The sequence below is a fragment of the Flavobacterium plurextorum genome, assembly GCF_002217395.1.
In the GTDB taxonomy this organism is placed as follows: domain Bacteria; phylum Bacteroidota; class Bacteroidia; order Flavobacteriales; family Flavobacteriaceae; genus Flavobacterium; species Flavobacterium plurextorum.
Genome location: NZ_MUHD01000016.1, coordinates 176,881 through 189,841 on the forward strand (window position 1 = coordinate 176,881; position 12,961 = coordinate 189,841).

Annotated in this window: 13 protein-coding genes; 6 read left to right on the top strand and 7 right to left on the bottom strand. The window is 31.4% G+C overall.

Annotation, left to right across the window (positions count from 1 at the left end; all coding sequences use genetic code 11):
* Positions 1 to 132: 132 nt before the first annotated feature.
* Positions 133 to 1,620 carry an aminotransferase class V-fold PLP-dependent enzyme gene (locus B0A81_RS09480; RefSeq protein WP_089057800.1) on the top strand — a complete coding sequence of 496 codons (1,488 nt, stop codon included), beginning with the start codon at positions 133 to 135 and terminating at the stop codon, positions 1,618 to 1,620.
* Positions 1,621 to 1,732: 112 nt separating this feature from the next.
* Here B0A81_RS09480 and B0A81_RS09485 read toward each other — a convergent pair whose 3' ends face one another.
* From B0A81_RS09485 to B0A81_RS09510, 6 genes are all read right to left on the bottom strand, one after another.
* Complete coding sequence (locus B0A81_RS09485; protein WP_089057801.1) at positions 1,733 to 3,475, bottom strand: APC family permease; 1,743 nt, start codon at positions 3,473 to 3,475, stop codon at positions 1,733 to 1,735.
* Between the two features lie 129 nt (positions 3,476 to 3,604).
* Positions 3,605 to 4,075, bottom strand: a complete 471-nt coding sequence (locus B0A81_RS09490; RefSeq protein WP_089057802.1) for a nuclear transport factor 2 family protein — start codon at positions 4,073 to 4,075, stop codon at positions 3,605 to 3,607.
* A gap of 53 nt (positions 4,076 to 4,128) precedes the next feature.
* Complete coding sequence (locus B0A81_RS09495; RefSeq protein WP_233206971.1) at positions 4,129 to 4,641, bottom strand: hypothetical protein; 513 nt, start codon at positions 4,639 to 4,641, stop codon at positions 4,129 to 4,131.
* Between the two features lie 16 nt (positions 4,642 to 4,657).
* A complete protein-coding gene (locus tag B0A81_RS09500) occupies positions 4,658 to 5,140 on the bottom strand; it encodes a hypothetical protein (RefSeq protein WP_089057924.1) in 483 nt (160 codons plus the stop codon).
* A gap of 6 nt (positions 5,141 to 5,146) precedes the next feature.
* Positions 5,147 to 5,824 (bottom strand): peptidoglycan DD-metalloendopeptidase family protein, encoded by a 678-nt coding sequence (locus B0A81_RS09505; RefSeq protein WP_089057804.1) that lies wholly within the window; start codon positions 5,822 to 5,824, stop codon positions 5,147 to 5,149.
* Positions 5,825 to 5,835: 11 nt separating this feature from the next.
* Positions 5,836 to 6,501 (bottom strand): spermidine synthase, encoded by a 666-nt coding sequence (locus tag B0A81_RS09510; protein WP_089057805.1) that lies wholly within the window; start codon positions 6,499 to 6,501, stop codon positions 5,836 to 5,838.
* Positions 6,502 to 6,567: 66 nt separating this feature from the next.
* On the opposite strand from B0A81_RS09510, the gene B0A81_RS09515 reads away from it, so the two are divergent.
* A complete protein-coding gene (locus tag B0A81_RS09515) occupies positions 6,568 to 7,119 on the top strand; it encodes a 1-acyl-sn-glycerol-3-phosphate acyltransferase (protein WP_089057806.1) in 552 nt (183 codons plus the stop codon).
* A gap of 84 nt (positions 7,120 to 7,203) precedes the next feature.
* Here B0A81_RS09515 and B0A81_RS09520 read toward each other — a convergent pair whose 3' ends face one another.
* On the bottom strand, positions 7,204 to 7,677 hold the full coding sequence (locus B0A81_RS09520; protein ID WP_089057807.1) for a helix-turn-helix domain-containing protein: 474 nt from the start codon (positions 7,675 to 7,677) through the stop codon (positions 7,204 to 7,206).
* A 312-nt stretch (positions 7,678 to 7,989) separates the two neighbouring features.
* On the opposite strand from B0A81_RS09520, the gene B0A81_RS09525 reads away from it, so the two are divergent.
* From B0A81_RS09525 to B0A81_RS09540, 4 genes are all read left to right on the top strand, one after another.
* Complete coding sequence (locus tag B0A81_RS09525; RefSeq protein ID WP_089057808.1) at positions 7,990 to 9,144, top strand: M14 family metallopeptidase; 1,155 nt, start codon at positions 7,990 to 7,992, stop codon at positions 9,142 to 9,144.
* Positions 9,145 to 9,221: 77 nt separating this feature from the next.
* Complete coding sequence (locus tag B0A81_RS09530; protein WP_007805990.1) at positions 9,222 to 9,701, top strand: Lrp/AsnC family transcriptional regulator; 480 nt, start codon at positions 9,222 to 9,224, stop codon at positions 9,699 to 9,701.
* A 93-nt stretch (positions 9,702 to 9,794) separates the two neighbouring features.
* On the top strand, positions 9,795 to 12,380 hold the full coding sequence (locus B0A81_RS09535) for a phosphoenolpyruvate carboxylase (RefSeq protein ID WP_089057809.1): 2,586 nt from the start codon (positions 9,795 to 9,797) through the stop codon (positions 12,378 to 12,380).
* A 30-nt stretch (positions 12,381 to 12,410) separates the two neighbouring features.
* Positions 12,411 to 12,926: a DinB family protein gene (locus tag B0A81_RS09540; RefSeq protein WP_089057810.1), complete on the top strand. Its 516-nt coding sequence runs from the start codon at positions 12,411 to 12,413 to the stop codon at positions 12,924 to 12,926.
* Positions 12,927 to 12,961 lie beyond the last annotated feature (35 nt).

A 12,961-nucleotide genomic window follows, 5' to 3' on the forward strand; every position in this document is an offset into this window, starting at 1 on the left:
TGATAATTTATCTAAAAAATAGCTTTTTAACTAAAGATATTAAAAGTTTACTCACTATTTGAAGTTTATAATTGATAAATTCTCAATTCTATAAAAAAGCAATATATTTGCAGTCAAACACAGGCACAAATAATGAATACCAAAAATAATACCATCAGTCTAGAAACCTATTTTCAAGACTTTAGACAGCATATCGTTGGCATAGATCAGGAATTTATGTCACCATTTGGCAAAAAAAATATTGTTTATACAGATTGGACTGCCAGCGGAAGGCTTTACAGACCAATTGAAGAGAAACTTTTAAATCAATTTGGCCCTTTTGTTGCCAACACACATACTGAAACAACTGTGTCTGGTACGGCGATGACTAAAGCTTACCATCACGCAAGAAATATAATTAAACGTCATACAAACGCTAATAACGATGATGTTTTAATTACTGACGGAACCGGTATGACGGGTGTTATTAATAAGTTTCAGCGTATTTTAGGTTTAAAAATTCCTGAGAATTTAAAAAGCTTTACGACTGTTCCTGCCGAGAAAAAACCTATTGTTTTTATTTCACATATGGAGCATCATTCTAATCAAACTTCTTGGTTGGAAACTATTGCTGATGTCGAAATTATTCCATCTTGCGAAAAAGGACTTTTTAGTTTGGATAATTTAGAGCTGTTGTTACAAAAATACAGCGATAGAACAATAAAGATTGCATCGATTACTTCGTGCTCGAATGTTACAGGTTTAAAAACACCTTTTCATGAAGCTGCCAAATTAATGCACCAGTACAACGGTGTTTGTTTTGTCGATTTTGCGTGTTCAGGACCTTATGTAGAAATTGATATGCATCCGGCAGATGAAGAAGCTTATTTAGATGCTATTTTCTTTTCTCCGCATAAATTCTTAGGAGGACCTGGTACTTCTGGTGTTCTTATTTTTAATAAAAAATTATACAACAATATGATTCCCGATTGTCCGGGCGGTGGAACTGTGAGCTGGACAAATCCTTGGGGAGAACATAAATATATTGATAATATCGAGGATCGCGAAGATGGCGGAACTCCAGGATTTCTTCAGGTGATTAAAACAGCTTTGGCAATTGAGTTGAAGGAAGAAATGGGAATTGAAAACATTTTGCAACGCGAACATGAAATTGTTGATTTTGTTTTCAGTCAATTAGAACCTGTTGATAATATTAAGATTTTAGCAGGACAGCATAAAAATAGATTAGGCGTTGTTTCCTTTTTTATTGAAAATCTTCATTTTAATTTAGGTGTAAAAATATTAAATGATCGATTTGGAATCCAAACTAGAGGAGGATGCAGCTGTGCAGGAACTTACGGGCATTTTTTACTGCATGTTGATCAGGAAACTTCAAATAAGCTGGTAAACGAAATTACAATTGGAGATTTAATTAAAAAACCAGGATGGATTAGAATGTCAATTCACCCAACTACAACTGATGAAGAAATTGCTTTTGTTTGTGAAAGTATTAAAGAGTTAGCTAAAAACCATAAAGAATGGGCTTTAGACTATTCTTATAATAAAGATACAAACGAGTTTGTTCATAAAAATGCAACTTCTTTTGAAGATGAATTGGTAGAAGGCTGGTTTAAATCTTAAGAATTAATTTACTGCAAGTTTTTTTAAATTTTAGTACGAAGAACTTTGAGATATTAAAAACCCGATAGACTTTAAAAATCTATCGGGTTTCTTATTTAAACTATTTAAAGAACTACATAATCAAACGTACGCCGCCAAGATCAGAAACTCTATAAGAAAATTTATTTCCAGGCGAACCAATAAACATGAAATTCTTAGGGATTTTCCATTTTTGAGATAATTCGTCTATAATTTCTGGACCAAAAACGCCTTGAATTTCAAGATATTCGATATCAATATCATCATAAGCACGATCTAGAACTTCAAGATCTTTTATTAAAGCTTCATTGTTTACAGAATCACTTTTAACATGAACTATTTTTAGCTTTTTGGTCGTTTCATTGCCTTGAACATATTGCAGGACTTTATTTAATATTGCAATATCATCACCTTTGGTAAAAAACACAAACTCTTGAGAATTGATTTGAACACTCATTTTTTGTAAATATCGATTACTCAAAATCACCATTTTTCGTAATGGCTGATAAAAATATTCTAAAGCTTCAATTAAAAGTTTAATAAGTATAACTCGATTCAGCATTATTCCGATAAACAATAATGACGGAACCATGTATTTCAAAAAAGTATAGAATGCGTTGATGTTGAGCTCCATATTACCTATAAAAGCAATAATAACAAAAATTATTGCGGTCACAACAGCTATACCGCGTGCCCGCACAGGCCTTGGAAGTTTACTGCGTTTAAATTTAAGAAGCAGATTTCCTATTCCAAATAACGCCATTACAGCCAAAAATGAGAATGTATAAACTCCTGCGAGAGATTCTAAATGTCCGTTTGTAGCAAAAAGAACTGATATACAAAGAATTAAAAAACTTATTGCAATACGATAATGTGATCCTCTTTTATTCTGCTTTAAAAAATAATTCGGTAGAATTCGATCTAAAGTCATTCGGTTTAAAAGTCCAGAAACACCAACAAATGAAGTCAAGACTGCTCCACAAAGCACTAAAACTGCGTCAATAGAAATCAGCCATGCAAGCCAAGAACCACCAGTTGTTTGCCCTAAAAAAGCCAATAGCGATTCTTTGTTTTCGCCAACTTGCGCTAACGGAATTACTCCAATAATTAGAATTGCAATAACAGGATTAAAAAAGCTGACAATCGCCCACATATTGCGGAGTGTTTTAGGAAATACTCCAGCTTCCTGCTCTTCAACAAAGTTAGCAGAACTTTCAAATCCTGAAATTCCGAGCATTGCGGCCGAAAAGCCTAAAAACAGAGCCGTTTTTAAATTCCCAAATGCAATAGGAGCCTGCCAATTAAGATGAAAAACATCTAAACCGTTCATGGCGATATATAAAAGTGACGCTAAAACGAGTAAACTTAAAGTTGTTAAATGGGTTACGAATATAATTACTGCCACAAAAGCAGATTCTCCAATTCCTAAAATGGCGAGAAAAGTAAAAAGAATTAAAACTACAACAGTAGCAATTGTAACATTAACACCATCAAAGATTCCGTGTAAGTAGTGCATTCCTTCTGAAGCTGAAATTACAGCAGTTGCCATATAGGAAAGAACAGTAAGAGTGGCAGCCAGCGATGCGAGCTTTTTGGTAGATGTATTTAGTAATACATTGTAAGCGCCGCCATTTAAAGGAATTGCACCAACAACTTCGCCATAAATTTTTCTAAATAGATATAAAACTACCGCCACAATCAGCAATGAAATCCATGCGTATTGTCCTGCGTATAAAATGGTTAATGCTGATACATACAAGCAGGAAGAACTAATATCGTTTCCACATATTGCCGTAGCTTGTAATTGATTTAATCTCTTGTGTATAATTTCTTTCATTTTTAATAGAATTGAAAACAATTGACTTAAAAAATAATGAAGGGCAAAGTATTAGACTTTTGCAAGAGGCGTATAAATGCAGAGAACTACATCAGTTTTGGTACAAAAGAAAAAATTAAGTTAGTAAAATTATTTGGATTCCTCAAATTTATTCAGTGACAGTAAAGCTTGCTGCTGAATTTTTTTCTGAAAAAAACCAGTCCATCCCAGTAAATAACCAGTAAGTCCGAAAGCTTGTTTTGACCATTTCCAAACATCAAAATCGTCAACATGTTTAATAATCAAACCATCTTGAAATACAAATTCTGCACTAATTTTATTGATTACCTTACGATTTGTTTTGCTAAAATTGTAAGTTGCAATCCATTTTGCAGAACCTGAAAAATCATCAGCATTTACATCTGAAAATTCAATTTTGATGTTTCCTTTGCTTTTTAGCAGCAACATTTTCCACATTTTTGATACTTGTTCATCTTTCAATAAACCAAATGCGGGATCTATAAAATGTACTTTTGGATGATAGCATTCTGACATCGTTTTAGCATCTGAATTAGCAAATGCGGTATAGAACTTTGTTATTACTGCTTCGTTAGGAGTCATATTAAATTGTAATTAGATTATAAATATAAGATTTATTCTAATAAATTTTATATTTATAAGGCACTTATTTCTTTTGCTGTATCATAACTCTTCTTAGATTTATCATAAGCTGTTGAAAAATAGTTCATTTTGTTATGCGCAGTAAAATACCCATTTTCGTTACCAAAGGCATTAGAACCTCCGGTTATAATAAAACGAACAGCATAAATATCGTTTTTTTTCAATTTTGCAAATTCCGATGGAGTAAAATAATAATAGGATGATATTTTTCCGTCTGCAGTTTCTTTAACGTTTTTATCGACACAAGCAATAACATCGGCATTTGCCAAATCTACATATAAACCGCCAGAAATTCGTGCTTTATCATTTGAAGGTGTAATTGTAATTTTTAAAACACCGCCTTTATCTGTTTTCGCAACTTGAATATCTGCTTCACCTGTAAAAGCATATTTCTCGCAGATAAACGTATACGTTTTTGTTGCAGAAAGAGGAGAAGCACCTTTAATGCTCATAGTTTGCTGAGCGTTTACAATAGTTGAGAATAACAGTAATAAAAATAGGGGCATTTTTAAATTCATAATTTTACTTTATTGTTTCGGTTAATTTTGAGTCAAACTTCTCATCCCAATCCATTGACTTTATTGCTGAAACTAAATTTTCATTGTTCACAAATACACGAAGTTCTTTGTTTGCAACCTTTTTAGTATACAAAGCACGATAACGGTAAATTACTTCTTGCTTAGTTTTATAAACACCATCTAATTTCAAATCGATAAAACTTCCGTAATACTGTCTAAATCTTGTACAAGTTTTAGTTAGTCGTTCTTCAGTTGTGTTTTCTCTCACAGACTGTGTTACTTCGGTTTCATTAAAAGGCTTGAATTTTGATGTATTACAAGTTTCTAATACTCTTTTACCTAATTCATAAGCTTTTCTTTGTTGTTGAGAATTAATCTCGGCACTTGGAACTTTTTTTATCTTTAAATCTTCTGTATCTCGACTTATCGTTTTCGTTTTACATCCAATTAATAACAACAAACATATAATCAATCCTGCTTTCTTCATAATCATTTAAGTAATTTTTAATAATAAGTTAGGGTCAGGGCAGTTTTCAATATAAAAATTCAAATCATTCGTATTGCAGACTCCTGGATAATCGCCCCAGTAATTTCCCAAATTTCGTATAATTTGAAAGTGGACATGAGGAGCATAATCTCCGTTAATAAATGAACTTCCTAAAGATGCAATTTGTTCGCCTTTTATAAAAACAGCCCCAACAGTAAGGTTTTCTATACTTTCTAACGATAAATGTCCGTATAAAGTATAAAATATTTCACTTTCAATTTCATGCTCTAAAATAATAGTCGGACCATAATCACCTAAACCAGCATTGTTTTTGAAACTGTGGATTTTTCCGTCAAGAGGTGCTAAAACAGCAGTTCCTTCTTTTGTCCATAAATCCAGTCCAATATGAATATTTCGTTCCGGAATTGAATCATTTCTAAAAATCGAACTGCGTTTGTACAAAGAGCGCCCTTCAATATATCCGCCATAAGCTACTTCAGAATTATTAGCTTTCAAATAATCAGTAATAAAACGTTCAAAATCAGCTGCACTTTCTGGTTTACTTTCTACCAATTCGATATTCGTTGACGATAAATCGAGCGGAAGATAATTGGAATAATCAATAGCATCATCAATTACTTTAGCAGGCGGCAAGGATTTTAAAATAGAAATAAGGGACTTCATGAATATTAGATTTAGGACAATTTCTCAATTATTATTATTTCATTATGCACTTCTATACGAGGCAGCATTTTTGCAGTAAACAACTCAGCGTTTATTTCCGCTTTGTATTTTCTATTGCGAATGTTATGCGCTTCGTCAAGAATCATTGTGTTAAACAAAATAAAGCCTTTGTTTTTCAATAGGAAACAGACTCTTTCACTGAAGAACTTTTCAAACAAGAAGTTAGGCATATTAGTATCTTCAAAAATATCGATTATAATTAAATCATACTTGTCTTTTGTTTTCAAAACAAACTCAAACGCATCATCTATTACAATTTCAAGCTGCTTAATTTTATTGAGATTAAAATATTCATTTGCAATCTGAATCATGTCTGAATCGATTTCGACACCCGTAATTTTTTCTTTGTATTCTATTTCGTCAACAAGAGTTTTGATTACGCTTCCGCCGGCAACTCCAAGAACTAGAATATGATCCATTTTTAAAACTTTATCATATCCAATATTTCTAAGACCGTACCTTAGTATTCGCTGTAAGCTTCCATAAGAATAATTTGTGTTTTCAGAATCGATTACCAATTCTCCATTTGTCCAAGTAACTTCGATTATTTTACTTCTTGCTGACTTTTTTTTGAATATATTTATAGGTATAAGATAACTGAACAGTTTTTGAATCATTTTATAATGGTTTTACTCAAAAATACCATTTTAAATCTTTTATTTTGTAGCAAAAATTAAATTTTAATGAAGAAACAATTATACAATTTTATCTTTTGCAAGCTAATGGGCTGGAAAATAACAGGGTTGGAGAACGCCGAAGTAAAAAAATGTATATTGATGGTTATGCCTCATACTAGTAATCACGATTTTTATATTGGGCTTTTTACCCGAGGAATCTCTGGTTTACAAATGAATTGGGTAGGAAAGAAGGAATTATTTAGATTTCCTTTCGGATATTACTTCAAAAACGTTGGCGGAGAACCTATTGATCGCACAGGCGGATTGAATAAAGTAGATTCTATTGCTGCAATTTTTGACCGTAAAGAGATCTTTCGCTTGGCTGTTGCTCCTGAAGGAACCCGAAAAGGCGTTACCGAAATTAGAAGCGGTTTTTATTACATCGCTCTCAAAGCAAATGTTCCAATTGTTCCAGTCGCTTTTGATTGGGGAAAGAAAATAGTTAATCTAGGGAAAACTTTTTTTCCAACAGGAAATTATGAAGCTGATCTCGAAATTTTAAAACAACACTATAAAGGTGTTCTAGGTAAAATTCCTGAAAACGGAATTCAACTCTAACTTTTCGATATTTTTTTTAATTGCGTGAGAATCGCTTAAATCAAAAATAATTTTGAAATTTTTCAAATATGCGAAAATTTCAAATTAAGGTGTGTACACTTTAAAAGTACCGTTTTTATAGAAAAAGACTATTTTTTCTATTTCATCTTCCTCAACAGTTAAATTAGAGTTTTTCTTTAACTCTATTTTTTTTGTTTGAGGATTTTCAGTTTCATATTCAATTTGAGAGAATAAATCTTCACCTGTGAAATTATCATTTGATGGAGAAGGGGAGTTTAGATTTCTGTTTTCTCCAAAATTATCTGCTTTCGAAATTGTGCTTTCATGATCTGATTTTGGAAAATTTCCCTTTCCATTTAAAATCCAGTATAAATCTACATCAGGAAAAACGTCCAAAATTTTCATTACAAAATCCAAACTTGGTTTGTTTCTTCCAGAGAGCAGGTGAGACATACTTGATCGCTGTACACCAATTTTATCTGCAAAAGAAGAAGCATTTAAACCATAATAATCCAGTATACTTTCCAGTCGTTTTACAAAATCATCTATGTTTACCATTGTAAATTACAGTTTAAAATTAACTTGTTTACAAATGTAACTAAATTGATTTGATTTAGCAATTTTACAACTGTAAATACCTAAATAAACAACTTTAAGTCAGTATTAACACTTTAAACAAGGCAATTTAACTTGTTGAAAATAAGTATTTCTATATCGAAAATTAACTTTTGTAATTTTCAATCCAATATTCAACTTTAAAAGACCATAAAGCTTTGAAATATCTGTTTACAATTCTGAATTTTATTTCTTTTTACGAATTTACAATTGTAAAAATAAAGATGTTTACTTTTGTAAACTAATCGAAAGACAATGAATTTAGAAGAATTATTTAACCAAAATAAAGAAGAATCTATTTCAGGACGTTACCTGACATTAGATCATATCAAGCCAATTTTAGACAAACTAAACACCGATAATCAAGTTAAAATTATTGGCAAATCTGTTTTAGGAGAACCTATATATAGTTATGAAATAGGAACAGGAGAAACTCGTATTTACTTATGGTCACAAATGCACGGCAACGAAAGCACAACGACCAAAGCACTTTTTGATTTTATAAATGTCCTAAACAGCAAATCTGAGTTTGCTGCAAAATTGCTTGATACTTTCACATTCTATAGTATTCCAATTCTAAATCCCGATGGAGCGCGTCTCTATACACGTGAAAACGCCAATAAAGTAGATCTAAATAGAGACTCCCAAAATCTAACACAACCGGAAAGTAACGTTTTACGAGAAGTTTTTGAAGCTTTCAAACCACATTATTGCTTTAACCTGCACGATCAGCGTACTATCTTTGGTGTAGCCGATACAGGAAAACCTGCAACAGTCTCTTTTTTAGCACCTTCTTATAATGAAGAGCGCGAAATAAACGATAATAGATTAAAAGCAATTAACCTAATTGCCGGCATCAATGATGAATTACAAAAACACATTCCGGGTCAAATAGGCCGATTTGATGATTCATTTAATATAAATTGTATTGGTGATACTTTTCAGTTTTTAGGAGTGCCGACTATTTTATTTGAGGCAGGACATTTTGCGGGAGATTATGAGCGTGAGATCACGAGAAAGTTCATATTTTTCTCACTTATTCAAAGTTTTAAACTGCTTAGCGAAAACGATTTAGTTTATAACAGAATTAATGATTATTTGAATATTTCACAAAATAAACCTGTTTTTTATGATTTTATGTATAAAAACATCAAAATAAATTATGATGGTATCGAAATTATTACGAATTTTGTCGCACAATACAAAGAAGAATTGATTGAAAATAAGATTCATTTTAATGCCTACATAGTTGAAGCAGGCGATTTGGAAAATTATTTTGGACATTACGAATATGATGGAAATGGTGCTGTTTATTCTGATGACTATAGTGGTTTTCCGAAATTGAATCAAAAAGCAGATTTTTATTTAAATAAAAATATTAAATTTGTTAACGGGTTGATAAAAAGTTAATTTTTATGTGAATTTGTTGTTTTTTATATATATTTTTATACTTTGTAATAGCAATTAGTAATATTAATTAAAGAATTATGAGTAAATTTCGTTTAGATGAAGTAGATCACCAGATTTTAGATATGTTAATAGACAATACGAGAGTTCCGTTTACTGACATTGCAAAAAAATTATTGATATCTGCTGGTACAGTACATGTTAGAGTAAAAAAAATGGAGGATGCAGGAATAATCATGGGATCTTCATTAGCCTTAGATTACGATAAATTAGGGTATTCATTTATTGCTTACGTTGGGGTATTTCTTAATAATACATCTCAAACTAAATTTGTATTAGAGCGAATCAACCAAATTCCGTTCGTAACAGTTGCATCTGTAACGACAGGAAAATTTAATATCTTTTGTAAAATTAGAGCAAAAGATACAAAACATGCAAAAGAAGTTATTTTCATGATCGATGACATCGAAGGTGTTTACAGAACTGAAACAATGATTTCATTAGAAGAAAGTATTAACGACAAGAAGCGTTTGATGCATACTATTTTCAAAAATATGTAAGAATTCCTCTTGAATGCTATATTAAAAATATAACCTCAAGTTTATTCTTGGGGTTTTTTTATGACTAATTAACCAACCAACTACAACACAATTATGTACACGTTGCCAAAAATTGAACGCTTTAATCGAGATGTTCTTTCTAAATATCACATTTACAACAGTGTTTTTATAACATTACCTTTTGATTCTATAGATAATACAGGTGTTTTACTGCCATTATTTACAGAAACATGCGAAACAGGTTTTAAAAAACAAGAAACACCAAAAGAAATCTTTGATTTCTTTTCAAATAAATTTCTAAACAACGCTTCTGAGACTGAAAAAATCGACTTAATGTTTCGATTTATTCAATATATAGAGCGCCAAATTGTATTGTTTGATGCAATTGAAGATGCCGCTTTTCCAGAAGTAAACAATATGGAAGGAAGAGGTTCTTTGAGAGATATCAAAGAAAAATCAGATGCTAAGGAGAAAGACGACGAATTAATTCAGTTTCTAGAAGATTTCAATGTAAGAACCGTTTTAACAGCGCATCCAACTCAGTTTTACCCAGGACCAGTTCTAGGAATTATCAACGATTTGACCGAAGCTATTCGTCAGAATGATTTATTACAGATAAAACAATTACTGGCTCAACTTGGTAAAACTCCTTTTATTCAAAATGAAAAACCAAATCCTTACGACGAAGCCGTAAGTTTGATTTGGTATCTTGAAAATGTATTCTACGCTACATCTGGAGAAATTGTACATTATCTTCAAAAAAATATACTTAACGGAAACGCAATTCAAAATCAATTAATCAAATTAGGATTTTGGCCGGGCGGAGACAGAGATGGAAATCCTTTTGTAACTACTGAAATAACCCTTAAAGTAGCAGAACGTTTGCGTACTTCTATTTTAAAGTGTTATTATGTCGAAATGAGAAACCTTAAACGTAAGTTAACATTCTCAGGTGTAGATACTTTAGTAGCTGAACTTGAACATAAACTTTATCGTTCTGTTTTCTACTCAAAAGGCGAAATTTATATTACTTTAGAAGAACTATTAAGCCAGTTAAACAAAATTAGAAGTATAATCATTGAAAAACATCAATCATTATATCTAGATGAATTGGAAGCTCTTTTAGTAAAAATCAATTTATTCGGATTCCATTTTGCAACATTAGATATTCGTCAGAACAGTAAAATTCATAACGTCGTTTTCAAAGATGTTGTCAATTTTTACCTAAACTCTGATTCAAATGTATTTCCAAAAAATTATTTTGAATTAACGGAAAACGAAAAAATTAGTATTTTATCTAAGGTAAAAGGAGATTTAAACCCAAGTAATTTCGAAGATGAAATTACAAGATCGACTTTAGAATCTGTGCAGGCAATAAAAACGATTCAAGAAAATAATGGTGAAGAGGGAGCCAATCGTTATATTATCAGCAACAATGAAAGTGCACTGAATGTAATGGAAACTTTTGCAATGATTCGTTTGAATAATTGGGAAGATCCTACAGTAGATATTATTCCGCTTTTTGAGTCGGTTGATGATTTACAAAATGCACATTCGATTATGGAGCAGTTGTATACTAATCCAGAATATTCTAAACACTTACAAGCTAGAGGAAATAAGCAGACTATAATGCTTGGTTTCTCTGACGGAACAAAAGACGGCGGATATTTAATGGCGAATTGGAGTATTTATCAAGCTAAAATCTCACTTACTGAAATTTCTAGAAAATACGGAATTAAAGCTATTTTCTTTGATGGCCGCGGTGGGCCTCCAGCTCGTGGTGGTGGAAAAACGCATAAGTTTTATGCTTCTTTAGGTCCGAAAATTGAAAACAACGAAATTCAAATTACGGTTCAAGGTCAAACCATTAGTTCTAATTTTGGAACTTTAGATTCTTGTCGTTATAATATCGAAAACTTATTAAGTGCTGGTGTTACAAATCAAGTATTTAGCAAAGAAAAGAACGAACTTACTACTGAAGAAACTCAAGTTTTAACTCAATTAGCTGATTTAGGATATGAGAAATATTTAAACTTTAAGAATCATCCAAAGTTTATACCATATTTAGAAAAGATGAGTACTTTGAAATATTACTCAAAAACAAATATCGGAAGTCGTCCATCAAAAAGAAGTAAATCAGAATCATTAGATTTTGCTGACCTTAGAGCAATTCCATTTGTAGGATCTTGGAGTCAGCTAAAACAAAATGTACCTGGATTTTTTGGAGTTGGTACTGCTTTGAAACATTTTGAAGATACTAACCAATGGGATAAAGTAAGTGATTTGTATCATAATTCTTTATTCTTCAAAACGCTGTTAGAAAATAGTATGATGTCGTTGGCAAAATCATTTTTACCATTAACAGCTTACATGAGAAATGATCCAGAATTTGGTGAATTTTGGCAGATTATTTACGACGAATTTTCAGAAACAAAACGTATGTTATTGAAAATTGCCGGTCATAAAACCCTTATGGAAAATTATCCTGATGGTATAGCATCGATTCAAATAAGAGAACGTATCGTGTTGCCTTTGTTGACAATACAACAATATGCTTTATTAAGAATTAATGAATTAAATAAGGATACTGCTAAAAATGAAGAGTTGATTAAAGTTTACGAAAAAATTGTAACTAGATCACTTTTCGGAAATACAAACGCAAGCAGAAATTCAGCATAAATTAAATTTAGACCTTTAATTTTTATAAAAATGTACAGCAATCAATTAGTAGAAAATGAATATTCAGGGCATTTTGGCACGTATATCAAACAAGCTGGTGACGGAAAATTAATAGAGGAATTAGAGATTTCATTACATGAATTTATAAGATTTGTTCAAAATATTCCGCTCGATAAATTTGATTACCGATATGCAGAAGGCAAATGGACAATCAAAGATATTATTCAGCACATTATAGATTCTGAACGTGTTTTTGCTTATCGCGCTTTGAGGTTTTCAAGAAATGATAAAACACCTTTATCGAGTTTTGAAGAAAATGATTACGCTGATAACACAAATTCAAACAACAGAAGTATTCAAGATTTATTGACAGAATTGTCTGCATTGAGACATTCAACATTGTTGTTTTACAAAAGTTTATCTGAAGAACAGCTTAAAAATATTGGAACAGCTTCAAACAATCAGATTTCTGTTCGCGCTTTAGGTTTTGTAATAATTGGACATCAAAAACATCATCAAAAAGTTTTTGAAGAAAGATATTTGTAAAAGCTTGAAATAGTTTTAAACAAAAAATCCTGTGA